23 protein-coding genes and 2 tRNA genes are annotated in these 24,308 nt (G+C 53.9%); 17 read left to right on the forward strand and 8 right to left on the reverse strand.

Features of this window, described 5'->3' with window-relative positions:
- Window positions 1–64: 64 nt before the first annotated feature.
- Window positions 65–583, reverse strand: a complete 519-nt coding sequence (locus tag QY332_09885) for a GNAT family N-acetyltransferase (GenBank protein WKZ38240.1) — start codon at window positions 581–583, stop codon at window positions 65–67.
- A complete protein-coding gene (locus tag QY332_09890) occupies window positions 580–723 on the reverse strand; it encodes a hypothetical protein (GenBank protein ID WKZ38241.1) in 144 nt (47 codons plus the stop codon). The genes QY332_09885 and QY332_09890 overlap by 4 nt, the downstream gene beginning before the upstream one ends.
- A gap of 376 nt (window positions 724–1,099) precedes the next feature.
- Here QY332_09890 and QY332_09895 point away from each other — a divergent pair, with 376 nt between their 5' ends.
- Window positions 1,100–1,822, forward strand: a complete 723-nt coding sequence (locus tag QY332_09895) for an SDR family oxidoreductase (protein ID WKZ38242.1) — start codon at window positions 1,100–1,102, stop codon at window positions 1,820–1,822.
- Between the two features lie 46 nt (window positions 1,823–1,868).
- On the opposite strand, the gene QY332_09900 is transcribed toward QY332_09895, so the two are convergent.
- On the reverse strand, window positions 1,869–3,047 hold the full coding sequence (locus QY332_09900; protein ID WKZ38243.1) for a cellulase family glycosylhydrolase: 1,179 nt from the start codon (window positions 3,045–3,047) through the stop codon (window positions 1,869–1,871).
- Window positions 3,048–3,389: 342 nt separating this feature from the next.
- Here QY332_09900 and rpsP point away from each other — a divergent pair, with 342 nt between their 5' ends.
- The 7 genes from rpsP to QY332_09935 all read left to right on the forward strand — a co-directional run bounded on the left by rpsP (window position 3,390) and on the right by QY332_09935 (window position 10,403).
- Window positions 3,390–3,734 carry a 30S ribosomal protein S16 gene (gene rpsP / locus QY332_09905; protein WKZ38244.1) on the forward strand — a complete coding sequence of 115 codons (345 nt, stop codon included), beginning with the start codon at window positions 3,390–3,392 and terminating at the stop codon, window positions 3,732–3,734.
- A gap of 64 nt (window positions 3,735–3,798) precedes the next feature.
- On the forward strand, window positions 3,799–4,029 hold the full coding sequence (locus QY332_09910) for a KH domain-containing protein (GenBank protein WKZ38245.1): 231 nt from the start codon (window positions 3,799–3,801) through the stop codon (window positions 4,027–4,029).
- Entirely contained in the window at window positions 4,029–4,580 is a 552-nt protein-coding gene (rimM, locus tag QY332_09915; protein WKZ38246.1) for a ribosome maturation factor RimM, read from the forward strand. Before QY332_09910 ends, rimM begins: the two co-directional genes overlap by 1 nt.
- A gap of 46 nt (window positions 4,581–4,626) precedes the next feature.
- Entirely contained in the window at window positions 4,627–5,733 is a 1,107-nt protein-coding gene (dprA, locus tag QY332_09920) for a DNA-processing protein DprA (GenBank protein ID WKZ38247.1), read from the forward strand.
- A gap of 10 nt (window positions 5,734–5,743) precedes the next feature.
- Window positions 5,744–6,835 carry a mannose-1-phosphate guanylyltransferase gene (locus QY332_09925; protein ID WKZ38248.1) on the forward strand — a complete coding sequence of 364 codons (1,092 nt, stop codon included), beginning with the start codon at window positions 5,744–5,746 and terminating at the stop codon, window positions 6,833–6,835.
- A gap of 191 nt (window positions 6,836–7,026) precedes the next feature.
- Entirely contained in the window at window positions 7,027–9,318 is a 2,292-nt protein-coding gene (gene topA, locus QY332_09930; GenBank protein WKZ38249.1) for a type I DNA topoisomerase, read from the forward strand.
- A 92-nt stretch (window positions 9,319–9,410) separates the two neighbouring features.
- Window positions 9,411–10,403 (forward strand): hypothetical protein, encoded by a 993-nt coding sequence (locus QY332_09935; GenBank protein WKZ38250.1) that lies wholly within the window; start codon window positions 9,411–9,413, stop codon window positions 10,401–10,403.
- Window positions 10,404–10,446: 43 nt separating this feature from the next.
- On the opposite strand, the gene greA is transcribed toward QY332_09935, so the two are convergent.
- The 4 genes from greA to QY332_09955 form a co-directional block, all read right to left on the reverse strand.
- Window positions 10,447–10,911, reverse strand: a complete 465-nt coding sequence (gene greA / locus QY332_09940) for a transcription elongation factor GreA (protein WKZ38251.1) — start codon at window positions 10,909–10,911, stop codon at window positions 10,447–10,449.
- A gap of 94 nt (window positions 10,912–11,005) precedes the next feature.
- Window positions 11,006–12,157: a deoxyguanosinetriphosphate triphosphohydrolase gene (locus QY332_09945; protein WKZ38252.1), complete on the reverse strand. Its 1,152-nt coding sequence runs from the start codon at window positions 12,155–12,157 to the stop codon at window positions 11,006–11,008.
- Between the two features lie 61 nt (window positions 12,158–12,218).
- Window positions 12,219–12,302: transfer RNA gene (locus QY332_09950), tRNA-Leu, on the reverse strand.
- 117 nt (window positions 12,303–12,419) lie between these two features.
- Window positions 12,420–12,493: transfer RNA gene (locus QY332_09955), tRNA-Asp, on the reverse strand.
- Window positions 12,494–12,692: 199 nt separating this feature from the next.
- Between QY332_09955 and QY332_09960 the strand changes: the two genes are divergently transcribed.
- The 7 genes from QY332_09960 to QY332_09990 all read left to right on the forward strand — a co-directional run bounded on the left by QY332_09960 (window position 12,693) and on the right by QY332_09990 (window position 20,899).
- Window positions 12,693–13,253 (forward strand): TetR/AcrR family transcriptional regulator, encoded by a 561-nt coding sequence (locus QY332_09960; protein ID WKZ38253.1) that lies wholly within the window; start codon window positions 12,693–12,695, stop codon window positions 13,251–13,253.
- Between the two features lie 136 nt (window positions 13,254–13,389).
- Window positions 13,390–14,478, forward strand: coding sequence for an acyl-CoA dehydrogenase family protein (locus QY332_09965; GenBank protein ID WKZ38254.1), 1,089 nt, complete (start codon window positions 13,390–13,392; stop codon window positions 14,476–14,478).
- 12 nt (window positions 14,479–14,490) lie between these two features.
- Entirely contained in the window at window positions 14,491–15,750 is a 1,260-nt protein-coding gene (locus QY332_09970; protein ID WKZ38255.1) for an acyl-CoA dehydrogenase family protein, read from the forward strand.
- A 143-nt stretch (window positions 15,751–15,893) separates the two neighbouring features.
- Window positions 15,894–18,281, forward strand: coding sequence for a 3-hydroxyacyl-CoA dehydrogenase/enoyl-CoA hydratase family protein (locus QY332_09975; GenBank protein ID WKZ38256.1), 2,388 nt, complete (start codon window positions 15,894–15,896; stop codon window positions 18,279–18,281).
- Between the two features lie 58 nt (window positions 18,282–18,339).
- Window positions 18,340–19,527: an acetyl-CoA C-acyltransferase gene (locus QY332_09980; GenBank protein WKZ38257.1), complete on the forward strand. Its 1,188-nt coding sequence runs from the start codon at window positions 18,340–18,342 to the stop codon at window positions 19,525–19,527.
- A 105-nt stretch (window positions 19,528–19,632) separates the two neighbouring features.
- Window positions 19,633–19,959: an SCP2 sterol-binding domain-containing protein gene (locus QY332_09985; GenBank protein ID WKZ38258.1), complete on the forward strand. Its 327-nt coding sequence runs from the start codon at window positions 19,633–19,635 to the stop codon at window positions 19,957–19,959.
- 109 nt (window positions 19,960–20,068) lie between these two features.
- On the forward strand, window positions 20,069–20,899 hold the full coding sequence (locus tag QY332_09990) for a TerC family protein (protein WKZ38259.1): 831 nt from the start codon (window positions 20,069–20,071) through the stop codon (window positions 20,897–20,899).
- A gap of 40 nt (window positions 20,900–20,939) precedes the next feature.
- Here the strand turns inward: QY332_09990 and thrB are convergent, their stop codons facing one another.
- A complete protein-coding gene (gene thrB / locus QY332_09995) occupies window positions 20,940–21,833 on the reverse strand; it encodes a homoserine kinase (GenBank protein WKZ38260.1) in 894 nt (297 codons plus the stop codon).
- Window positions 21,834–21,877: 44 nt separating this feature from the next.
- Between thrB and thrC the strand changes: the two genes are divergently transcribed.
- Both thrC and QY332_10005 read left to right on the forward strand, forming a co-directional pair.
- On the forward strand, window positions 21,878–22,915 hold the full coding sequence (gene thrC, locus QY332_10000; GenBank protein WKZ38261.1) for a threonine synthase: 1,038 nt from the start codon (window positions 21,878–21,880) through the stop codon (window positions 22,913–22,915).
- A 146-nt stretch (window positions 22,916–23,061) separates the two neighbouring features.
- Window positions 23,062–24,270 carry an ATP-binding protein gene (locus tag QY332_10005; GenBank protein ID WKZ38262.1) on the forward strand — a complete coding sequence of 403 codons (1,209 nt, stop codon included), beginning with the start codon at window positions 23,062–23,064 and terminating at the stop codon, window positions 24,268–24,270.
- Window positions 24,271–24,308: the final 38 nt, after the last annotated feature.

Raw genomic sequence — 24,308 nt, forward strand, 5'->3', positions numbered from 1 at the left:
CTGTTTCGTAAGAATTATTCAGGGAATATAATGCCCACGGTCACAAATTGCGCTTTCCGCTTTCTCAAAAAAGCGCAATTTGTGACCGCGCTGGGTATAGCAACGGCCAGCTATCTTCATTCCCCGCGAGTAGACCTAATCCACTTCTGGACGGTCTTTGGCATGGTTTCGCTTCGAAGATTTCCGCCAACCCTGAAGCAGATGGGGAGAAGTAAGCGATGACCTCGCAGTGCAAGCGCCCTTCGGACTCGTGCCGCGTGAAGACTTCCGAGGCGGAGTGTTTGCCCACGCCATGCCGCCGGTACTTTCGCATGACAAAGAACTCGCTGATGGATCGTTCGCTGCCTGCCAGCATTACTTCATTGTCCACCAACACAAAACCTGCCAGCTTCTCGTCAACGGTGATCAGAAATGCGGCGTGGGTCGGCTCGAACCAGAAGTAGTCGAGGTCGCCATAGCCGAAGGAGGCGTGATTATCCAGGTCGCTACCGTCATATTCTGAGAAATCATACAAATATAATTCCAGCATTCGACGGATGAGGCTGCGGTCTGACCTTGTTGGTGTCCGTAATTCGATCTTCATGGGATGCTCTTTTCAAAGCACATGCTGTTTTCAACCCCGGCATACTGCCCGTAATTCGGAATAACTTTATATCCATTCTTCTTGTAAAACTCAATGGCTTCAGGCTGCTTTTTTCCCAGTTTCCAACATGCTTTTTTCATACGACATTTCAACCGCCCATTTTTCCAACTCGGTAAGGACCTGGCTCGCTATACCCTTGCATCTGCTTGTAGGGACCGTGTACATCCGTTTGACTTCCATCGTCTTCGGTTTATATTCCTTGATTGCTCCGCAACTTATTGGGCGGTTGCCTTCGTACGCCACAACCACGTGTTTAATCCCGTCAATTTTATTGAATTGAGTATGAAACACGTGCTCATTTCCATCTCTTTCCGCGAGATCTGCGTCAAGAGATCGTACGAGTTGGATAAAATCCTGATTGGTCGAGTGGGTCCTGATAATTCGGATCATTGCAATTATTCTTTGCCTACTGTTGCCATTGGATAAATTTCGACAAGCCAATTATACTAACTTCTCATGTCCAATGCATCCCTCGCCCTCGTGACTGGTTCTGCCCATCGGCTCGGCAAAGCCTTTGCCCTGTGCCTTGCCCGCATGGGTTATGCCATCGCTCTGCATTATCGTGGCTCTGCGGCTGAAGCAGGGCGGACCGTCAAGGAAATCCACGCCCTTGGCGTGGAGTGCCTGCCCATCCGCGCTGATTTGACCGTGCCTGAGAAGATTGACTTCCTCTTCTCGCTGGTGGATGAGTTCCACATGCCGCTTAAGGTCGTGGTTAATTCAGCGGCGGTCATGCCTGCCGGCAATCCGCGTGAAATGGATTTCCACGAGTGGGACTTCGCTCTCGACCTCAACCTGCGCGCACCATTTCTCATCGCCCAGCAGGCCGCCAAACGCATGACGGAGGGCGGCCTGATCGTCAACATCTCCGACATTGGTGCGCAAAAAGCATGGAGCCGGTATCCATCCTACACGGTCAGTAAGGCGGGGTTGGAGTCGCTTACCAAATTGCTCGCCCGCGCTCTCGCGCCCGGCATCCGCGTCAACGCCATTGCACCCGGGCTGGTGCTTCCATCCGATGTCGTCACGCCTGAGCAGTGGAATGGGCTTCTCGAAAAGCTGCCCCTCAAACGCGCCGCCGCGCTCGATGAGATCACATCCGCCCTCGAATTTCTGATCAAGAACGAATACATGACCGGGCAAACAATCGTCGTGGATGGCGGCTATTCATTGGTTTGATTGTGCCATGTGCCATCGGCAGGGGATCCCATTTATGGCGCTTATCTTATTTCTGGCATGGATTAGGCATATCCACGGGTGAGAGGGCTTTTGCGATCAGTTCGTCTGCATCCAGCGCATTCCAAATATTCGCGTCAACCGTATCCCAGTGCCATATCAGCCAGCCATCGAAACCATACTGGCAGGATTCAACCTGCCAGTCCTGAAGCGCCCTTGCACCCGTCCGTGCCGTCCCAAACTGTGATTTGAAGGCTCCGAATTCGCCCATGATGATGGGTTTCTCCTCCAGCCCGTTGATCTTGAAATTTTCAACCGTCTTTTTCAGGCTGAAATTGAAGCCGGGATAGGCGTGAAGGTCAATGAAGTCTGCGCTGGACTCCCAGATCGCCTTTTCAGTCGCCACCAGGCGCGGGTCTCCAATGTTCACCGGATTGGGTCCCTGTGGAACGAAGAAACCGATGGTTACAAGGGCGGTGGGGTCAACCTTTAGAATTTCCGCACGTACTGTATCGATGAAATGCACGATTCCCTCATCGATCATCGGGGTCCAGTTTTCCTTTGAACTCAGGTCGTAACTTCTTCCGTTGGCGGTCGTGACGACCCTGTTCAATGTGAAGGGCGGGGAGTTGGTGTCGAAGTAGGCTTCGTTGCGCAATTGATAGGCAAGGATGTGCTCGGTCGGCGCGCCGCGTGCGTGTAACTCCTTGATCACATCCTGGAAGAGCAGGGCGGTCCCTTCGATACCGCCCTTGGTCAGCATCTGGACGGTTGTGGATCCAAACGTGTCGCAGCAATCGCGGTTCATGACCTCGCCGTAGATTCCCCCGGGCAGCCAGTCAATTGTAAAGATCACAAAAATATCATGCGCTTTTGCCCTCGTTAGAAAATCGGCGAGGTTGTCCATGTATTCATGCTCAACGCGGCGCGAAAACCCAACGACCCCATGTGTGCTGTCCGTGATGAAAACGCGCACAGTGTTGTAACCGTGTTCCCGCATGCCGCTCAATGCCGTTTCGGTTCGCTGCGGGTCGTAATGGTTGGTGTCGAAGGTGGCATTTTCGATGTAACTACCGCCTCCGTGAACTTCTCTTATCTCGCCCATATACAAATAGTTTGCGCCGCGCGGTACGAATTTCTCCCCCACCCTGCGGTCATAGAACTCGCCGATGCCGTCCACCACGCGTACGCCAATGATGTGTTCCGGGACAGGAATGGAGGTTGCCATGAGAGGGATGCTCAAGGTTGGGGCTTTTGTTAGAGCGGGCTGCGGATCCCGCGTTGTGAGGGGAAGGTTGCAGGCGGTGATGGTAAAAAGGCATAACAGTATAATCCGCTTGGCATTCATTGGGTGCTCCTATTATTTAAAGTTATGAATCATGCGAATTGGCTGGATGCTGTGCAAGTCGACTGCTTTTCTTAAATTTTCTTCAGGCCCGATTATACGACTTTAGGGGGAAACGAATCATGACAATCTTGATTTCTCTGGTAAAATACAGACCGCGATTTCAGCCCGCACCGCTCTTGTGCCTGCCTGGAACGTAAAACATTCTAAAGGAGTAAGTTTAAGATGGTTCGTATTCGTTTGCGTCGTATTGGTCTTAAAGGCCAACCCACGTACCGCCTGGTGGCTGCGGACAAGGAGTCCCCGCGCGATGGTCGCTTTTTGGAAATTTTGGGTGTGTACAACCCCCGGACCGATCCTGCGACAATCCACTTAAAGGAAGACCGCATCTATCATTGGATGAAGAACGGCGCCCTGCCGACGGATTCCGTGGAGCAGATCTTCAAAACCGCCGGCTTGACGGAGCGCTTTGAACGCTTTAGGAAGGGCGAATCGGTTGAAAAACTGGTCGCTGAAGCCGCCGAAGCCGAAGCCAAGCGCGCCGCACCCGTCAGGACCCGCAAGGACTAATCTGGCCATGTCATTGCGAGCGCAGTATTCATCCGCGCTCACAATGACGTATAAAGAGGTGATAATGAAAGACCTCATCGAATACATCGCCAAATCCCTCGTGGAACATCCCGAAGATGTTGACGTGAAACAGAGCGGCGGCAACCGCGTGCGCATTGAGCTTAGCGTTGCAAAGGATGACATGGGGCGCGTCATCGGCAAGGGCGGCAAGGTGGCGAACTCCATTCGTGCATTGTTGCGGGTGGCGGCGGAACGCCAGGGCAAGCAGGCCACGCTGGATGTGACGGAACCTTAATGACCACACAAAAGCAATCAGGCCCGCCGTCAGGCGGGCCTGATTATTTGGCGATAGGATTCCTCCGCCGCCCGCATGGTGTCGGCGGTGAGATCATCATGGACGTGCATACCGATTTCCCGCAGCGCATCAAATCCGGCCGGAAGATTTACATCGGTGAAAAGCATGAGGCCGTCACATTTGACACAGTCCGCGAACATGGGGATGGGCTGCTGGTGAAATTCCGCGGATATGGCACGCCTGAATCTGTTGGGCGGTTCCGTAACCAGTGGGTGTACGTCCGGTCAAAGGAAGTGCCGCCGCTCCCCGAAGGTCAATATTACAAGTATGAATTGGTTGACCTGGACGTGGTGGAAGATAACGGCAATCCCCTCGGCAGACTGGTCGAAATTCTGGAAACCGGCGCGAACGATGTCTATGTCGTTCGGGATGAAAATGGCAGGGAAATTCTTCTGCCCGCCATTCCCTCGGTCATTCTTAATGTGGATATGACCCGCCGCATGATGAAAGTTCATCTGCTTGACGGATTGATCGAGAATCGGGATTCGTAAATCGGGGGAGTGATACAATTCCCCAATCGCATATCCCGAATACACCATGGACGATAAAAAATACTGGATCGGCTTTAACTTAATCAAGGGTATCGGCGCAGTCCGTATGCAGGGGCTGGTCGCTTATTTTGGCAATCTCGAATCCGCCTGGGATGCCGACCCTGATTCCCTGGTTGAGGCAGGTTTGGGCTCAAAAGTGATCGAAAGAGTCCTCGCGGCGCGGGAAACTGTCAACCTCGATAAAGTCTGGGAGAAGATCGAGTCGCAGGGAATCAAAGTCCTGACATGGGATGATGAAGAATATCCAACCCGCTTGAAGGAAATAGACCAGCCGCCGCCAGTGTTATACATCCGCGGCGAATATCTGCCCGACGACCTCTTTGCCGTGGCGGTCGTTGGCACACGCAAGGTCACACCGTATGGCAGGCAGGTGACGGAGGAAATCGCCTTGTTTCTTGCGGCGAATGGGATGACGGTGATCAGCGGGCTTGCGCGGGGTGTGGATGCCATCGCGCATCAGGCCGCGCTGAAAGCGGGCGGGCGGACGATGGGTATTCTCGGGTCTGGAGTGGATAAGATCTATCCGCCGGAACATCGCAGGCTTGCCGAACAAATGATGGAACGCGGTGCAATCATCAGTGATTACGCGGTGGGCACGCCGCCCGACGCATCCAATTTTCCGCCGCGTAACCGCATCATTTCGGGATTGTCCTTGGCGGTGGTGGTGGTCGAAGCGGCTGAAACGAGCGGTGCGTTGATCACGGCTGAGTTCGCCGCCGAACAGGGACGCGAAGTGTTTGCTGTGCCCGGAAGCATCCTTGCGCCGCAATCCAAAGGTACCAACCGATTGATCCAAAAAGGCGCACAGCCGTTGTTGACCCCCGCTGACCTGATGCAGGCGCTTGATCTAACCCGTATCGGCGCACAAAAATCTGCGCGAAAGATCCTGCCCGCCGACGAGATCGAGGCGCGTGTTTTTAATGTGCTGGGGAGCGAGCCATTGCATGTGGACGAGATCCGCAGCATGGCCGACTTGCCAATTGAAAAAATTTCTGCTACGCTTGCGCTTATGGAATTGAAGGGCATGGTGCGTCAGGTAGGCGGCATGAATTATGTCGCGGTGCGCGAAGCGCAGGCGGACTATAATATCTGAGTTATCTATTATGAAAAACACATATGCTGTCATTATGGCGGGCGGAGGCGGGACTCGCCTCTGGCCCATATCACGAAAGGAACGCCCCAAGCAGCTACTGCCACTGCTTGGGCAGGAGACGTTGTTTCAAAGCACGGTTGCGCGGTTAAAGAATCTCTTCCCGCCTGAACGGATATTGGTGGTGACGGTGGAGGAACAGGCTCGCGAGATGAAGCAGCAGGCGCTTGAAATCCCCGAAGAAAATTATTTGATCGAGCCTGCGCCGCGCGGGACCGCATCCGTGGTTGGTTTGGCGGCGGCTGTTTTATTGAAACGCGATCCCAATGCTTCGATGGCGATCCTGCCTTCGGACCATTTCGTCCGCAACGTGGACCTGTTCCATTATCTGCTCAACGCCGCATTTGAAGTTGCGCAGGACGGCTATCTCGTGACGCTCGGGATTACGCCGACGGCTCCATCCACGGCGTACGGCTATATCCAGCAAGGCAAACCCGTGGATGGCGGCTATAAGTATCCCGTTTATACGGTGGTGCGCTTCAAGGAAAAGCCCGACGAGCAGACCGCACAGCAGTTGCTTCGCAGCGGCGATCATTCGTGGAATAGCGGCATGTTCATCTGGCGGGCGGATGTGATTCTAAACGAGATCGGGAAGCAAATGTCCGCGCTGAATGACGCGTTGAACAAGATCTCATCTGTATGGGGAACAGCGGAGCAGGATTCCGTTTTGCGGGACATATGGCACGACCTTACGAATGAGACAGTGGATTACGGCATTATGGAACATGCGGAACGGGTCACTGTGCTGCCGGCAGGCGGATTGGGCTGGAGCGATGTGGGGATGTGGTCTTCCCTGTTCGAAGTGCTTCTGCCGGATATGAATGGGAATGTGGCCACGAACAGCATCCTGCACCTTGCGCACGAAACGCACAACACACTGGTTTATGGCGGCAACGGAGAGCGCCTGATCGTGACCATCGGCGTGGATGATATGGTCATCGTGGACGGCGGGGATGTGCTTATGGTCTGCAAAACGGATCAGACTCAGAAGGTGCGCGATGTGGTGGAACACCTGAAAAAGCACCGGCAGGAAAAATACCTGTAGGGAACCATTTGCCTGATTCGTAAAAATTGCGTAGAATGATGCCCTATCCCGTACCCTTACGGGATAGATTTGTGTTATATAAATCTGCGAAATGGACAAAATAAAATTGCGCGAAAATGTTTAAGTCGCTTCTTTAGAGTACGTGCAAGGGAAGGGTTTTCCGCGCTGGAGGATTGATGGAAGCATATTGTATGAAATGCAAGGCAAAACGGGAGGTCAAGGACCCCGTTGCAGGGTTCAATGCCAAGAGCTCCCCTGTGACAACGGGGATCTGCCCCGTTTGCGGAACGAAACTATACCGCATGGGGAAAACAGAAGCCCATGCGGATTTGACCCCGCCGCCGAAACCTGAGAAGGTGGAAGTGCGTGACGGAAAACTGGTGATCGTTGAGTCACCGGCAAAGGCAAAAACAGTCGGGCGTTTTCTTGGTAAAGGATATACCGTGCGCGCATCCGTTGGACATGTGCGCGACCTGTTGAAGTCCCAGCTTTCGGTGAATGTGGAAAATAATTTCGAGCCGAAGTATCGAGTGCCGAATGAAAAAAAGGAGGTTGTCAAGGAACTCAAGAAACTCGCGAAGAAAGCCGATGAGATATTCCTTGCAACCGACCCGGACCGCGAAGGCGAATCCATTTCATGGCATTTGATGGAAGCGGCGGAGATCGACCCTGCCCGCACCCGCCGCGTGGTCTTTCATGAGATCACCGCACCGGCTGTGGCGGAGGCTTTTTCGCACCCGCGCGATATCAACATGAATCTGGTCAATGCCCAGCAGGCGCGCCGCGTGCTGGACCGCCTCGTTGGCTACAGCATCAGCCCGATTTTGTGGGAGAAGGTACGCGGGCGTCTGTCAGCCGGGCGGGTGCAATCAGTGGCTCTCCGACTTATCGTTGATCGCGAGCGGGAGATCGATGATTTTAATCCCATTGAGTATTGGTCCATTCACGGCGAGTTTAAGCCCGAAACCTTGAAATCATCCTTCCTTGCCAAATTGGTTCGTGTGGATGACAGGGAACCCGAATTAACGGACGAGGCGACGGTAAAACCGCTTCTGATCGACCTTGAAACTGCCGCTTTTGCAACGACAAAGGTCAAACGCGGTGAGCGTAGACGAAAACCTCTCGGACCTTTTACGACCTCCACCTTACAACAGGAGGCTTCGCGTAAACTTGGTTTTACCGCCAAACGGACCATGGGTCTGGCACAGGGATTGTATGAAGGTCAGGATGTGGGTGAAGGCGGAACGACAGGTTTGATCACGTACATGCGAACCGACTCAATGAACGTTTCCCCGCTGGCCCAGAATGAAGTACGCGAATATGTAAAAGAAAAATATGGCAGCGAATATCTTCCTGCCGATGCGCCTGTTTACAAGACCAAATCTGCCAGCGCACAGGAAGCGCACGAGGCGATCCGTCCGACTTCCGCAATGCGCGATCCGGAGAAGGTCAAGGATTTTCTTGACCCGGCCATGTTCAAGTTGTATCGTTTGATCTGGCAGAGATTTGTCGCCTCGCAAATGGAATCGGCAGTTTATGACACACTGCAAGTGGAGGTCACGGGCAAAACAAGCGGACATGAATATCTCCTGCGGGCTTCCGGTTCGGCGGTGAAATTCCCCGGATTTTTGGTTGTATATGAGGAAGCCAAAAACGAGGACGTAAAAACGGACGAGGAGGAGAATGTAAAGATTCCCGCCGGCATCGCCGAAGGTCAGAAGCAGGAACTGGTGCGCCTGATCCCTGAACAGCATTTCACGCAACCGCCGCCGCGGTATTCCGAGGCATCGCTGGTGCAAGCCTTGGAGGAGAACGGTATCGGACGTCCATCCACCTATGCGCCAACCATTTCCACCATTCAACAGCGCGGTTATGTGCTGCGCGAGGAGAAACGCCTGATCCCAACGGATACCGGCATTCAAGTCAATGACTTGATGGTGCAATATTTCCCCGAGGTGGTGGACTTGAACTTTACCGCCCACATGGAGGAGGACCTCGATAAGATTGCTGATGGCGAAATGACCTGGACGGACGCGATACGCGAATTTTACGAGCCGTTCTCTGCGGACGTGAAAAAAGCGCAAGCCGAGATGCCCATCACCAAATCCGGACCTGAACCGATCGGGCGCATCTGTCCGGACGACGGCGGCGAACTCGTTATTCGCTATGGGCGCTTCGGAAAATTTATTTCCTGCTCGAATTTCCCAAATTGCCGTTACACCGAACCATGGCTGGAGAAGATCGGCGTCTCCTGCCCGAAGGATGGTGGCGATCTTGTCGAAAGAAAGACCCGCAAGGGACGCACGTTCTTTGGCTGTGTGAATTACCCCAATTGCGATTTTACTTCCTGGAAAAAGCCGCTCGCCAGACCTTGTCCAAAGTGCAATGGCCTGCTCGTCATCGCGAATAAGCGCGAAGCGCAATGCCTAAACTGCTCCGAGTCCTTCCTGCTGGAAGAGATCGTCCCAGAGACTGCGGGTTGATGGATGCTCGAGAAGCGTTAACCATTCTGCCATACTGGGATGAAAATTAGGATGTATAATCGGGCTAAAGTAATCGAGCAAAGGAGTCTTGTATGCAGTTTATCGTTGCCTTGTTGAAAAAACTGCCCTTTGCTGCCATCCTTGCGGTAATTTTGGGGTTGGTGGCGGGGTTGTTGATTGGGTGGCAGACAAAGGAATTCAAGGATGCGACCCCTGCCTACCTGCGCGCAGATCTACAGGAAGATTATCTGCGCATGGCGATTGACTCCTTCCGCGTCAATTCAGACCCGAATCTTGCCGTCCAGCGTTGGGTGAATCTTGGCTCAGGTGCCCAACAAGCCTATAGCAACATTCAAGCCAATCCTGGAAGCTTGGACCCGAACGTCATCAGGATTTACGGGGATGTGATCACTGGCGTTCTCTCCACCGGAGGCGGACAGCCGGCTGTCGACAGTGCAGGCAACTCATCGGTGGCTCGAACCGGTTTTATCGCCATCGGCATTGTTCTCCTGCTGGGTGTGGTTGCCGCCACCGGCATGTATCTCTTCCGACTGCTAGGCAGGCGCGGCAGCGGGGAAGTGACCGCTGTGATGCACGCATCGGAGATAAGCCGGAACACTGAAAAAACCAATTTTGAAGACCTGGGGCTTGCTCCTCCCATTACGCAGACCATGACCACCTATGTGCTGGGTGACGATCTGTATGATGAATCCTTCAGCATTGATACGGCGGCGGGTGAGTTCATGGGCGAATACGGTGTCGGCGTTGCGGAAGCCATTGGGGTTGGCGAACCGAAGAAGGTAACTGCGTTGGAGATCTGGCTCTTCGACAAAAATGACATTAAGACAGCCACGAAAGTGCTGATGTCCCGTCATGCTTTCGGCGACCCTGCCATCCGTTCGCGCCTGGAGCCGAAGGGCGAACTGGTGATGGTTGAACAACAGGGACAGGTATTACTTGAAACCGCGACCCTTCAGTTGCTTGCCACAGTGGTTGACCTGGAATACGGCCGAGGCCCATTGCCGGGCGATAGTTATTTCGAACGCATCACTCTTGAACTGGCCATCTGGCCCCGTCAGGGTTAATGAAAAAATCCCGTCCTTTTTCGGACGGGATTTTTTCATTAATTTATTCAACTTTTACGATCTTGAATTTGATCCTTCCGCCGGGGGTTTCCGCTTCCGCAGTCTCCCCGACCTTTTTGTCCATGATCGCGATGCCAATGGGGGATTCGTGCGATATTTTTCCATTACGCGGATCTGCTTCTGCGGGACCAACAAGGTGGTAGGTTTCGGGGTCAAAGCCATCCTCTTGAATGGTGACATGCGAGCCAATGGAGACAATTCCCTTGCTCTGAGTTTTCTCAATGATGATCGAGTTGCGTAAAATGGATTCAATTTCCTGAATGCGGCCCTCCAGGAAACTCTGGTCTTCCTTGGCTTTATGGTAGTCGGCATTCTCTGACAGATCACCCATTTGGATGGCAGAGCGCAGCCTGGCGGCAAGATCCACGCGGCGTGGACCCGTTAGTTCCTTCAGTTCGGCTTTTAACTTCGCTTCGCCCTCCGGGGTCAGATAGTTGGGTTGAGGCATGGCTTGCTCCTTTCTACTTAATGACAGATACAGCATTTGTAATTGGGAAAGTGGGCAGTTGGATGATGTGCGCCCCCTTTCAAAGATTAACCCATTAGGGTCTTTCGAAGGGATTAAACAGTTTTTGGTGTTCTTCGATGGCATAGCGATCTGTCATGCCTGCGATGTAGTCGCAAATCGTGCGCTCCAGTCCGCGTTTTTCGATGAAAAATTGAACATGGTCGGGAAGCATGGCCGGTTCGGTTCGGTAGGCATGGAACAGGTCCGAAATGATATGTTCGGCTTTGACCTGCATCCTCACCACGCGGTAGTGGCGGTAGAGTTTGGTGTAAAGCAGGTCTTTCAACTCACGGTTTCGCCGCTGCATCTCTTCGCTATAGCCGATAATGTTGTGCTTTAGTTTTTGGATATCTGATGCAGTGTTGACCTTGCTATCCTTGATGCGGGCGTTGGTTGCCTGAAGCATGTCAGTGACCATGGTGCCGACAAGGTGACGGATCATGCGATGCCGTTCCATATCGCCCAGAACTGCACCGCGCCAGTTGAACGTCTCGCGCAGGACCTCCCACAGGGCAACGCCTTCGAGGATTTGCGGATTGATCATTCCAGAGCGCAGGCCATCATCAAGGTCATGCGTGGTGTAGGCAAGTTCATCGGCAACGTTGGCGATCTGCGTTTCGAGGTTGCCGCGAAGATCGGGACTGTAATCCCGTGCGTCCGAAATGTCGTATTCTGATTCGTGCTTGACTATTCCCTCGCGCACTTCCCAGGTAAGGTTTAACCCCGGGAACTCGGGGTAGCGCTGTTCCAGTTCCGTGACGATGCGCAGGGATTGTTTGTTGTGGTCGAATCCGCCGTAGTCTTTCATCAGCCGCGCAAGCGCGATTTCACCGGAATGTCCAAAGGGGGAGTGGCCAAGATCATGGGCGAGGCAAATGGCTTCGACGAGGTCCTCATTCCCGCCCAAGGCGCGGGCCAATGTACGGCCGATCTGGGCAACCTCCAGTGTGTGGGTGAGGCGGGTTCGGAAGTGGTCGCCTTCGAAGTTGATAAAGACCTGGGTCTTGTATTCCAGTCTGCGAAATGCGGTTGTGTGCAGGATGCGGTCGCGGTCGCGTTGAAAGGAGCTGCGGTATTCGGGCTCACCGTCCAGATAGGCGCGTCCCCTCGTGTCCCTGCTCCGCATCCCATAGGGCGCAAGGCTTTTGTCTTCGATCTCTTCAAGTTGTTGGCGTGTAAAAAACATTTCTGCCTTATGATGAAAATATCATTGCGGCATCCTGTGCGAGTGCTGCAATGACCATGTATGGGGCGAGAGGGGGTCGAACCCTCACGTTGTTGCCAACGACAGATTTTAAGTCTGTTGCGTCTGCCGATTCCGCCATCGCCCCGGCGGATATAATTCTACTATAAATTATTATACCGTTGAATACAGGCACCTTCGAAATCATAAAAACAGCAGCGCCCTGATATTAATTCAAGGGCGCTGCTGTCAAAATGACTTGGTGCGGTCCCGACGGGATTCGAACCCGCGATCTCGGCCTTGACAGGGCCGCATGTTAGGCCGCTACACCACGGGACCAACTAACGAAGCGGACGGTAGTTTACCATGAGGGTATAGTGGTGTCAATACGCCGAAAAAATCCGCAATGCATTCCAATAGCTGCTCGGTATTGCCGGATGCGGACCCAAGTGATCAGAAGCCCGGGCGCCTCTCTTGACTCTTTGCCGTCATCAGTGTACACTGTCCCTACCTACCGTTCGGTAGGGCAGGAGAGCATGTGACCAGAGACAGCATCCTTGACGCCGCAGCACAGGTGATACGCCGGAAGGGGTTTCATGGCGCATCCATGTCTGACATTGCAGAGGCGGTCAACCTGCAAAAAGCGAGTTTGTATCACCATGTTGCATCCAAGCAGGAGATATTGCTTGCGCTTCTTGACCGCGCCCTTGGCATGTTGACTGACCATATCGCCGCAATCTCCTCCCAAGCTATTCCCGCAGATGAAAAACTCAGGCAGATGATCCGTGGATACCTTTCCGTGCTCGCCGAAAACGCCGACCTGACCGCCGTCCTGTTATTCGAGCATCGCTCCCTCGATAAAAAATCCCATGTCCGCCATGTTCCTCACCGTGACACATTTGAGGTGCTGTGGCGGGATGTGCTTAACGAGGGGGTCCGCGAAAAGGTTTTCAATTGCAAGGACACGGGCATGGCGGTCCGCGCACTGATGGGCGTGATGAACTGGACTCTGACCTGGTATCGCCCCAATGGCGGCAAATCCATTGAGCAGATCGCCGATGAGTATGCGGACCTGTTCTTGAAAGGATTGTTGAAGTAGACGACGGTGGTTGTGTAGTCGCGCGAAGCGCGACTACACAACCACCAACTGCATGGATATATGAAATATGTGGTCTCGATGCGGGCTTTGCCCTGCTCGACCAACGGCGTTTCAAAAACGCGAAAGGAGAAGACAAATGTATTCATTCGAACCCAATGAAGAACAACAGATGTTGATCGACGCAGTGGGGAAGTACGCCGAAAATGATTTGCGTCCCGCCGCGCACGACGCTGAAGAAAGCTGTAACCTGCAGAAGAAACTTGTCAGCAAAGGCTGGGAGCTTGGCTTTTTGCAGGCATCCACCCCCGAAGCCTACGGGGGATTTGGTGAACGCAGTGCGGTCACTGGCGTTCTGGCGCTCGAAGAGATGGCTTACGGCGATCTGGCAGGCGCGCTGGCTGTGCTTGCGCCATCACTTTTCGCCACGCCCATTTTGCTTGGCGGAAGTGAGGAACAGAAGCAGGGATATCTCCCCAAGATCGTCGGCGGCGACTGGGCTCCCTACACCGCCGCGCTTATGGAAATGAGTTTCGACTTCGACCCCAACGCACTCAAAACATCCGCCAAGGCTGATGGCGACAACTACACCCTCAACGGCGAGAAGATTTTTGTCCCATTCGCCAAAGACGCCGAAGCCATAATGGTGTATGCCAACCTCGATGGCGTCACGCAAGGTTTCATCGTCTCGAAGGGAAGCGCGGGTTTGTATGTTTCTGAGGATCGCGAAAAGGTGATGGGGTTGAATGCACTGCCCATGTACCGCGTCAGACTCGAGAATGTATCCGCCAGCCGACTCGGCGGCGCTTCCGGTCATGACTTTGGGCTGGTCCTGTCTGCGATGCGTATTGCCTCCGCCTCAGCCGCCGTGGGTGTCGCGCGCTCGTCGTTCGAGTATTCCAAAAACTACGCAAAAGAACGCGAAGCTTTTGGTGTGAAGATCGCGCAAAAACAAGCCATTGCATTCATGCTGGCGGAAATGGCAACCGAGATCGAAGCCATGCGTCTGCTCACATGGGAAGCCGCGTGGAAACTTGATAACAATAAAGAGGACGCTCACACCGCTGCCTACTTCGCCCAAACTGGCGCCGCCGACATGGTGATGATGGTCACAGATCGCGGTGTGCAGATCTACGGCGGTCACGGTTACATCCGCGAAAACCCCGTTGAATTGCTCCTGCGTAATGGCCGTGGATTTGCGACGCTACTCGGCCTGGTTATTGTGTAAAGGATGTGAATCATGACCATTGACTTTGAAACTCCCAAACCGATCGCCCAGATGCAGACCATGCTGCAATCAGTTGCTGAAAATATGATGCGTTCCACGTCTCGCGAATTCGACGAGAATGAACATGCCATCCCATGGGATTATGTGGAATTTATGCACACTGCCATGCGCTCGATGGGCGGCGGCGGCGGATTGACCGTAACAGACGACAAGCCAAAAGAAGGCGTGGAAAAACGCCCTCCAATTGGATATCAGAAACTTGCCGCGCAAATTGAAATGCTTTCGTGGGGCGATGTGGGATATTACCTCATTACTCCTGGAGGCGGGCTTGGCGCGGCGGCGGTACAGGCTGCTGGTACGCCTGAACAGAAAGCCAAATTTCTGGCTCGTTTCAATGACGAAAAGCCAACCTTCGCCGCCATGTGCATGACCGAACCCGGCGCGGGTTCGGACACGTCCGCGATTCGCGCGCGCGCTGTATTGGATGAAAAGACCAATGAGTGGGTCATCAACGGTGAAAAGATCTTCGTCACTGCAGGGGATAAATCCTTTACCGAATATGAAAAATTCGGGAAAGGTTTCGTTGTGGTGTGGGCGAGCATTGACCCGTCTGCGGGACGTGCAGGCATGCGCGCCTTTGTTGTCGAGAGCGGTACTCCGGGCGTGAAAGTCACCAAGCTGGAACACAAACTTGGCATCCGTGCCAGTGATACTGCTTCCATCTCCCTTGCGGATGCGCGTGTACCTTTCGAAAATATTCTCGGCAGCCCCACGGTGGAAAAATCTACAACAGGTTTCAAAGGCGCGATGGCAACCTTCGATGCGACAAGGCCTCTCGTGGCCGCATCCGGTTTGGGTGTGGCGCGAGCCGCGCTCGAATTCCTGAAAGAAAAACTCAAGGAAAACGGGGTCGAGATCCGCTACGGGCTTCCGCGCCAGAAATTGACCAACATCGAACGCGAAGTCATTGACATGGAGATCATGCTCAAGTCCGCATGGCTGATGGTGTTGAAGGCGGTCTGGATGGCGGATAACAAAAAGCCGAATGCGCTTGAATCTTCGATGAGCAAAGTGAGGGCGGGGGATGTCGGTACGAAGATCACGCAGAAGGCAGTTGAAGTTTTGGGTCCGCTGGGCTACAGCCGTGAATCCCTGCTCGAGAAATGGTTCCGCGATGCAAAGATCACCGACATTTATGAAGGCACGGGGCAGATCAATCGCCTCGTGGTGGCAAGGCAGATTTTGGGGTATTCGGGCGCGGAATTGAGGTAAATACTCTGGTGGTTGAGTAGCCTGAGGCACTATCCGAAGGCGTATCGAAACCACCAATTAAGAGCAACCTTGAAATTGCTGGTTTCGATACGTCCCGCGAATTGCACGCGGAACTACTCAACCAGCGGGATAAGGAGTGAATTATGAAATACAACATCCACAAAGCCGTAGTCATCGGCTCGGGGACAATGGGCGCGGCGATTGCGGCGCATTTGGCGAATATCGGTGTGCCTGTCACGTTGCTCGATATTGTCCCAAAGGATGCGCCAGATAAAAACAAGATCGTCAAGGAAGGCTGGGATCGCTGTTTGAAGTCGAAGCCTGCCAATTTGATGTCAAGCGAATTGAAAACGCTCGTCACGCTCGGCAACCTTGAAGATGATTTCGGCGCCGTCGCCGAAGCGGACTGGGTCTGCGAAGCCATCATCGAGAACCTGAAGATCAAGCAGGATCTGATGGCGCGCATTGACGAAATCCGTAAGCCGAATGCCATCGTTTCCACGAACACGTCGGGCATTCCCGTTGCGTCGATTGCGGTAGGGTGTTCGAAGGAATTCAAGAAGCATTTTCTTGGCACTCATTTCTTCAATCCACCGCGCTATTTGAAATTGCTGGAGATCATCCCCACGCCTGATACCTCAAAGGAAGTTGTGGATTTCATATCACATTTCGGCGAGTATCGTCTTGGCAAGGGTATTGTATTGTGCAAGGACACGCCCAATTTCATCGGCAACCGCGTGGCGTTCGGCACGGGCGCGTTCGCGCTGGATTTCATCATGGAGAACGGCTACACCGTTGACGAAGTGGATTCCCTCACAGGTCCGCTGATGGGGCGCCCAAAGACCGCTACCTTCCGTCTGATCGATCTGGTCGGTGTGGATGTGTGGCATCACGTCGGGGCGAACCTTGCGCCGTTGATTCCGCATGACAAACTCGGACAGAAATATCTCGCCGCTGAAAAGCCGAAGAAATTGATGGATACGTTGCTCGAACGCAAGTGGCTTGGCAATAAAACAAAAGTCGGCTTCTACAAGGAAGTGCGAAACACAGAGGGCAAGAAGGAATTCCATTCGCTGGATTTGAACACGCTGGAGCACGTCCCTGCGGGCAAGCCGCGCTTCGACTCGGTCAAGGCGGCGAAAGATGTCGAGGGTCTGGGAGACAGGCTCAAGGTCATGTTGGAAGCGCCTTTGGCCGACAAGGCGGCGAAACTCGTTCAGGCGCTCACGTATCAAAGTTTCCAGTACGTCTCATCCATCATCCCCGAAGTGGCGGATACCGCCAAACCGATTGATGACGCCATCCGCTGGGGCTTTATGCACGAAGCGGGCGCGTTCGAGATTTGGGATATGCTCGGCGTGAAGGAAACGGTCAAGCGCATGAAGGCGGAAGGGTATCCTGCCGCGAAGTGGGTGGATGAAATGTTGAAGAACGGCTGCGAGACCTTCTATCAATATAAGGGTGATAACAAGGTCGGCGCGTATGACGTTGCTAAGGGCAAGTACGTCAAGTTCAAGCAGCCTGAAGGTTTCGTGTTCTTGAAAGACTTGCGCGGCACAAAAAAGGAAGTCAGCAAGAATGCAGGTGCATCGCTCTTTGATATTGGTGATGGTGTGGGTTTGGTTGAATTTCACACCAAGATGAACGCGCTCGATGACGATATTTTTGCGATTGCAAACGAAGCGCTTGACCGTCTTGATACGGACTTTGACGGTCTGGTGGTCGGCAACGAAGGCGAGCATTTCAGTGCGGGCGCGAACCTGTTCATGGTGGTGGTTGCGGCGCAGCAAGGGATGTGGGATACGCTCGATCAAGCCATTCGCCGTTTGCAGGGACTGAACATGCGCATGCGTTACTCGCCCAAGCCTGTGGTGATCGCGCCCGTTGGGTACACGTTCGGCGGCGGCTGTGAAATCACCATGCACGGCTCGCGCGTGGTCGCCGCTGCGGAGACGTATATCGGTTTGGTCGAACTCGGTGCAGGTGTCATCCCTGCGGGCGCAGGTACGAAGGAAACCATGCGCCGCATCATCAACCCCGCCATGAAAGTGGAGGGCGCTGAAGTCTTTCCGTTCATCCAGAAGGCGTTCCTGCAGATCGGGCAGGCGAAGGTCGCCACGTCTGCGGAAGAGGCGCGAGGGATGGCGATCTTAGGTCCGCAAGACCGGGTGGTCGTCAACCGCGAACACCTACTCACCGCAGCCAAGAAAGAAGTCTTGCACATGGTCGCGTCTGGATATCGTCCGCCCGCGCCTGAGTTGATCTATGCGGCGGGACGCGACATGCTCGGCGCAATGAAGATCGGCGCGTGGGCATTCAAGGAAGGTCACTACATCACCGAATATGATGCGCACATTGCATCGAAACTTGCGAATATCATCGCGGGCGGCGAACTGTCCAAGCCGACGTGGGTGAGCGAGCAATACATCCTCGACCTTGAGCGCGAAGCCTTCCTGTCGCTGTGTGGCGAGGAAAAGACGCAGGCGAGAATGTGGTCGCTGTTGCAGACGGGGAAGCCGTTGCGAAATTAGTCAAAGGTCAAAGGGCGCTTGACCATCGACCTTTGACTCTCTGATAAGGAGATTATCTATGACATCAAAAGAAGCCGTGATCGTAAGCGCAGTCCGTACGCCCATTGGCAAAGCCAAACGCGGCGGACTTGCAACGGTTCGTCCAGATGAACTTGGCGCGGCGGTCCTCAAAGAATTGCTGAACCGCACACCGAATCTTGACCCTGCTCAAATCGAAGATGTCGTGCTCGGCTGCGCCTTTCCCGAAGGCGAGCAGGGCATGAATTTCGCGCGTACCATTTCCATCCGCGCGGGTCTGCCTGATACCGTCCCTGCCGAAACCATCAACCGCTACTGCTCGTCGGGTGTGCAGTCCATCGCGCATATTGCCAACGCAATTCAGGCGGGGCAAATCGAGATCGGAATCGGCGGTGGCGTTGAGTCCATGTCCATGGTGCCGATGATGGGGTACAAGTTTTCGCCCAATCCGCACTTCGCGCAAGAACTCCCGCACTACTACACCAACATGGGACTCACCGCCGAAAACGTCGCGGCGAAGTATGGCATCACCCGCGAACAGCAGGATGAATTCGCGCTTCGCTCCAACCTGAAGGCTGCTCATGCCGTAGAGAGCGGACTCTTCGACCCCGAACTTTTACCCATCGCCGTCGAACTGACCGAATATGCCGACGGCAGGACCGTCAAAAAGAATTTCACCGTCAAGCGTGATGAAGGTCCGCGCGGCGACTCGACCATTGAGGGGCTTGCCAAACTCAAGCCCGCTTTCAAAGATGGTGGCACGGTCACAGCGGGCAATTCATCCCAAATGTCCGATGGCGCTTCGGCGGTAATGGTCATGTCCGCGGAGAAGGCATCAGAGTTGGGATTGCGTCCGTTGGTGCGATTCATTTCCTTTGCAGTGGGAGGCGTCCCGCCTGAGTTGATGGGAATCGGTCCTGTAGCGGCGATTCCCAAAGCGTTGAAACTGGCGGGCTTGCCCATGAATGATATTGACCTGATAGAATTGAATGAAGCCTTCGCCGCGCAGTCACTGGCGGTTATCCAGACGCTTGAAATGGATCCCGACAAGATCAACGTCAACGGCGGCGCCATCGCACTTGGGCATCCGCTGGGCTGCACAGGCTCCAAGCTCACCACGCAGTTGATCTACGAAATGGGCCGCCGTAAATCCAAGTATGGCATGGTCACCATGTGTATCGGCGGCGGCATGGGCGCAGCGGCGATCTTTGAAAATCTGCAAAACTAATGTCATTGCGAGGAGCCTGAAGGACGACGAAGCAATCCTCAAATTTCCAGGAGATTGCTTCGGGCTGGTGCCCTCGCAAAGGCATAATAATAACCAGGAGAAAAAATGGCTCTAACAATCGAAACCCTCATGTCCAAAATGCCCGGCGCATTCATCCCCGAAAAAGCCGCAGGCTTGGATGCAGTCATCCAGTTCAAGTTCACTGGCACAGAAGCGGGCGAGTGGTACGCTGTCATCAAGGATGGCAAAGTGACCGTGGAGAAAGGCGAACACGCGACACCCAAAATGACCCTGACCGCCGATTCCAGCGATTACGTCAAGATTTTCACAGGCGAGATCGACGGGATGAAGGCGTTCATGGAAGGCAAATTGAAGCTTGCAGGTGACCTGAATCTCGCGATGAAGTTGACCCAGATGTTCAAAATCAAATAAGTTTCGTGTAAAATTCGCCCGTCATCCCTGCGATGGCGGGCTTTTTCATTATTCTTATTGAAAGATCATTATGGAATATATACAGATCACATTTTCAGGAGCATAAGCCATGGATTTTAGCTGGGTTTTCACCCCCGAAACGCTGATTGCGTTCCTCACCCTTGTCGCGCTGGAGCTGGTGCTCGGCGTGGATAACGTCATCTTCATCTCCATCCTCGCGGGCAAACTTCCGCAGGAACAGCAGCAGCGCGCGCGCACCACGGGCATCAGCCTCGCTGTGATCATGCGTATTGTTCTGCTTTTTTCGATATCGTGGATCATCAGTCTCGAGGAACCGTTGTTTCATCTGCCGCTGTTCGACGTCGGGATCTCGGGACGCGACCTGATTTTGCTGGCAGGCGGGTTATTCCTCTTGGGCAAAAGCACTTATGAGATCCACGAGAAACTCGAAGGGCACGAGGGACACGCCTCCGCAAAGGTTGCCGCCACATTCGGCAGTGTGATCATCCAGATCTTATTGCTGGACGTCGTTTTCTCCCTGGATTCGGTCATCACTGCGGTCGGAATGGTTCAACACATCGAGATCATGGTGGCGGCGGTTTTGATTTCCGCGGTGGTGATGATCTTCACGGCGGGTCCCATCGGCAGTTTTGTCGAACGGCATCCCACCATTAAGATTCTCGCTTTAAGTTTTCTCCTGCTGATCGGCTTTACGCTCGTGGTCGAGGGGTTGCACCAGCACATTCCCAAAGGCTATATTTATTTCGCAATGGGGTTCTCTATTTTTGTGGAAATGATCAACCTGCGACTACGCGGCAAATCAGCAGAGCCTGTTGCTTTGCGCGTGCCATATACGTCCGAAGCAAAGAAACTGGCGCGTATTGCTGTCAAGGCGGCTTCTGCAGGGAAGACAAAAGCCAAACCGAAGACAAAAAAGTAATGCTGTCCAAAACAGGCCGCCGCGATTGGCGGTCTGCCATTTATATTCGCTGAGTTCCTGAATTGCTTGGATTAGTAGTGAGGGATCTGGTCTCAACCCCGCGTTCTTCAAACCCATTGCATATCTCTGTCCTTGCGTGCTCTGCATTTTCAGGCGGGATGAATGCAATGATGGATGGACCCGCTCCGGAAAGAGCTGCTGCGCCGAGCTGCCTGGCAGCCTTGATTGCCGCTGTCCCGCCGTTGATGTGCTTCAAGCGGTACGGCTGGTGAATGCGGTCATCCATCACCTTTTGGAGCAGGTTCAAATCCCCGCTGCGGAGCGCATCCACGACCAGTGCGGCACGCCCGATATTGAAGAGCGCATCGCTGCGTGAAAAAGATTTCGGTAGAACCGCACGTGCCGTTTTTGTCAGCCATTCCACCTGCGGTGTGACGATTAAAATCATCATTTCGGGAACATCATACCGGCGCGTGATGATATGAGCCTGCTTCACGATCGAAACGACCAATCCCCCAAACAAGGCAGGCGCAGCGTTATCGGGATGCCCCTCCATTTCTGTTGCAATCACCAGCAGTTCATTCGCATCCAGCGGATTTCCCAGTATTTCATTCGCACCAAACAACCCGCCGACGATCGCTGCCGCGCTCGAGCCGAGTCCGCTGCTGACGAATATTTCGTTGCGGGACTTAATGTCAACGCCGCCCGCCCGCTTCCCGCACACTTCATGCAGACGGAGAAAAGCCTTCGTCAATAGATTCCGCGAGCCTTTGTTGAATTTCTGCGCGCCCTCGCCCTCGACGTGATATGTGATTCTTTCCGCAGGCTCGAAGGTGATTTCATTCCAGATATCCAGCGCAAGCCCCATGCAATCGAAGCCGGGACCCAGATTTGCAGATGTGGCCGGGACTCGGATTTTTATCATGCGGGACATTATAATCGCATCGTAACGCTTCGCATTCTTAACTTGGAGTTGCCATGACCTATCAGGGCTTGATCCATCACTACGGGCGGTATCTTGACTTACCCGCCCATACCCAGACTGTTTCCCTGCTCGAAGGCAATACGCCGTTGATCCCCATGCCTCGATTGAGCAAAGAGTTGAGTTGTGAGTTATTTATTAAGTTTGAAGGTGTGAATCCCACGGGCTCGTTCAAGGACCGCGGTATGACCGCCGCCATCAGTGAAGCAGCGGGGCGCGGCGTGCAGACTGTCATCTGCGCTTCGACGGGCAACACCGCGGCATCCGCCGCCGCGTATGCCGCGCGGGCAGGCTTGCGCTCCATTGTGTTGATTCCCGAAGGCAAGGTCGCGGTTGGTAAACTTGCGGGCGCAATTGCCTATGGCGCGGAAGTGATTCAAATCCAGGGTTCGTTCGATGATGCGCTTTCGCTCGTTGTGGAAATTACTCAAAAGACCCCGATCGCGTTGGTCAATTCCATCAATCCATACCGCATCGAAGGGCAAAAGACCTCTGCGTTTGAGATCTGTGATGTGCTTGGTCTGGCGCCTGACTGGCTATGCCTGCCTGTCGGTAACGCAGGGAATATCACCTCGTATTGGGCAGGATTCAAGCAATACCAAAAGGGGCTTCCGCAAATACTTGGCGTACAGGCGGCGGGAGCCGCTCCGCTGGTGCTGGGACATCCCGTAGAGAAGCCAGAGACGGTCGCTACTGCCATTCGCATAGGCAAGCCAGCGCGCGGGGAGCAGGCCTTGGAGGCGGCGCAACAATCCAACGGGAAAATCATCGTCGTTTCTGATGCGGAGATTCTAGATGCCCAACGCACCCTCGCATCGGAAGGGGTGTGGGTGGAGCCGGCGTCCGCTGCGGGGCTGGCTGGCTTGATGGCAGAAGCCGCCGTCGGTAAGTTTGAGGCGAAAGGAAAGAGAGTTGTGGTCGTCTGCACTGGGCATGGGATGAAGGATCCGTCCATTATCACCGAGTCGTTCCAATCCCTAAAAATTACCCCGGCAGTTTATGCGGCTTTGGCGGCTTTGATCGAAGTCAGATAGTACCCTATCTTGAATGAGCCTGTTAAGAGGATTGCAATGCAGGCGGGGAGGCGGAGGAAGGAAATACAATCCAGCCCGAAATTACCGTCTGCATTGTTTGAAATTTCCTTAACCCTTGTATGGTTTTTGGCGGTAAAATCAATACTATGAAGGGAAAGACCGATGCCACGCTTGCCCCTGCCGTTTTGAGAAAATTTCCCCTTTTTTCTCCATTTTCAGAGGATCAACTTGGAAAGATTGCGGAGACTGCTCTGCTCCTTTCTATTACGGCGGATACAGTGGTTTTTCGCCAGGGGGAAGATTCAGGGGCGATGTATATGATTCTGGAAGGCGCTGTGAAGGTCGAGTACGAGGATCTGGAAGGGGGCACCATCGCGGTTGGGGACTTGTGCCGGTATGAGAGTTTTGGTGAGATCGCCATGCTCAGCAGAGAGCCGCTGCGGGTAACTGTACGAACAACAGCGGATTCTGAGTTCCTCGTCATTGACCGCGATCTGCTGCTGGGGATCATCCGTACATCAGCCCCCGAAGAGATAATTGCCGTGCTCTCAGCTTTAAGCGAGCAGATACGCCAGGCACAGGACCGCGAATCCAGGCTGGAGTTGTTGCACCGGACGCTTGCGCTGCAGATGGAAGTTGAGAAACAGCGCGCACTTACCCAGATGGTGGCCGGTGTGGCGCATGAGATCAATACGCCGCTGGGAGTGATTAATACGGCTGTAAGCATCATGGCACGCGAACTGGCTTCGCCGCAGGAAATGACGATACAGCGTGCGGCGGATATCGCCGAATCGCTTGAGGTGATGCGCCGCAATGTGGAGCGCGCTCATCGTCTGGTGCAGGAATTTAAGAAGATCTCGGTCAGCCAGCTGGCGGACGAAAAGGAGTCGTTTGATATTGTGGCGGCAATCGAGGATACGGTTGAGCTGGTGATGGTCAACCTGCGGCGCAGCCAGATATCGGTCAACTTTAACAACAGGTTGCCGTCCGAACAGCAGGATTGGACCGGCTACCGCGGGATCCTTTCTCAAATTTTGATCAATTTGTTGACAAATATCGAACGGCATGCATACCCCAATGGTGCAGGCGGAGTTGCCGAGATCATGATTGATCTGAAGGATGACACGCAATTTGTGTTAACCGTGCGTGATAACGGCGAGGGGATTCCCAAAGAGAACCAGCCTCGAATTTTTGAACCATTCTTTACCACAAAGCGTTCCAATGGGGGCACGGGCCTGGGCCTTGCCATTGTCCACAACCTTGTGACAAGCACCCTAAAGGGCGATATCCAGCTCTCTGAAGCGGGGAAAGGCGCGGAATTCATTGTCACGTTTCCACGCGTAATCTTGGATTGATTCAAGCCTGCGTTTAATCCGCAGTTTTTTATTCAGCA

Source organism: Anaerolineales bacterium (assembly GCA_030583885.1).
Classification (GTDB): Bacteria; Chloroflexota; Anaerolineae; order Anaerolineales; family Villigracilaceae; genus Villigracilis.

What these genes read in the sequence shown, in the direction of transcription:
- QY332_09900 (WKZ38243.1), bottom strand. Translation starts at nt 3,047, where the DNA reads ATGGCAACCTCCATTCCTGTCCCGGAACACATCATTGGCGTACGCGTG.
- QY332_09935 (WKZ38250.1), top strand. Translation starts at nt 9,411, where the DNA reads ATGCAGTTTATCGTTGCCTTGTTGAAAAAACTGCCCTTTGCTGCCATC.
- rpsP (WKZ38244.1), top strand. Translation starts at nt 3,390, where the DNA reads ATGGTTCGTATTCGTTTGCGTCGTATTGGTCTTAAAGGCCAACCCACG.
- QY332_09970 (WKZ38255.1), top strand. Translation starts at nt 14,491, where the DNA reads ATGACCATTGACTTTGAAACTCCCAAACCGATCGCCCAGATGCAGACC.
- QY332_09925 (WKZ38248.1), top strand. Translation starts at nt 5,744, where the DNA reads ATGAAAAACACATATGCTGTCATTATGGCGGGCGGAGGCGGGACTCGC.
- QY332_10005 (WKZ38262.1), top strand. Translation starts at nt 23,062, where the DNA reads ATGAAGGGAAAGACCGATGCCACGCTTGCCCCTGCCGTTTTGAGAAAA.
- QY332_09990 (WKZ38259.1), top strand. Translation starts at nt 20,069, where the DNA reads ATGGATTTTAGCTGGGTTTTCACCCCCGAAACGCTGATTGCGTTCCTC.
- thrB (WKZ38260.1), bottom strand. Translation starts at nt 21,833, where the DNA reads ATGTCCCGCATGATAAAAATCCGAGTCCCGGCCACATCTGCAAATCTG.
- thrC (WKZ38261.1), top strand. Translation starts at nt 21,878, where the DNA reads ATGACCTATCAGGGCTTGATCCATCACTACGGGCGGTATCTTGACTTA.
- QY332_09910 (WKZ38245.1), top strand. Translation starts at nt 3,799, where the DNA reads ATGAAAGACCTCATCGAATACATCGCCAAATCCCTCGTGGAACATCCC.
- QY332_09980 (WKZ38257.1), top strand. Translation starts at nt 18,340, where the DNA reads ATGACATCAAAAGAAGCCGTGATCGTAAGCGCAGTCCGTACGCCCATT.
- QY332_09945 (WKZ38252.1), bottom strand. Translation starts at nt 12,157, where the DNA reads ATGTTTTTTACACGCCAACAACTTGAAGAGATCGAAGACAAAAGCCTT.
- topA (WKZ38249.1), top strand. Translation starts at nt 7,027, where the DNA reads ATGAAATGCAAGGCAAAACGGGAGGTCAAGGACCCCGTTGCAGGGTTC.
- QY332_09975 (WKZ38256.1), top strand. Translation starts at nt 15,894, where the DNA reads ATGAAATACAACATCCACAAAGCCGTAGTCATCGGCTCGGGGACAATG.
- QY332_09965 (WKZ38254.1), top strand. Translation starts at nt 13,390, where the DNA reads ATGTATTCATTCGAACCCAATGAAGAACAACAGATGTTGATCGACGCA.
- greA (WKZ38251.1), bottom strand. Translation starts at nt 10,911, where the DNA reads ATGCCTCAACCCAACTATCTGACCCCGGAGGGCGAAGCGAAGTTAAAA.
- QY332_09985 (WKZ38258.1), top strand. Translation starts at nt 19,633, where the DNA reads ATGGCTCTAACAATCGAAACCCTCATGTCCAAAATGCCCGGCGCATTC.
- QY332_09895 (WKZ38242.1), top strand. Translation starts at nt 1,100, where the DNA reads ATGTCCAATGCATCCCTCGCCCTCGTGACTGGTTCTGCCCATCGGCTC.
- rimM (WKZ38246.1), top strand. Translation starts at nt 4,029, where the DNA reads ATGACCACACAAAAGCAATCAGGCCCGCCGTCAGGCGGGCCTGATTAT.
- dprA (WKZ38247.1), top strand. Translation starts at nt 4,627, where the DNA reads ATGGACGATAAAAAATACTGGATCGGCTTTAACTTAATCAAGGGTATC.
- QY332_09890 (WKZ38241.1), bottom strand. Translation starts at nt 723, where the DNA reads ATGAAAAAAGCATGTTGGAAACTGGGAAAAAAGCAGCCTGAAGCCATT.
- QY332_09885 (WKZ38240.1), bottom strand. Translation starts at nt 583, where the DNA reads ATGAAGATCGAATTACGGACACCAACAAGGTCAGACCGCAGCCTCATC.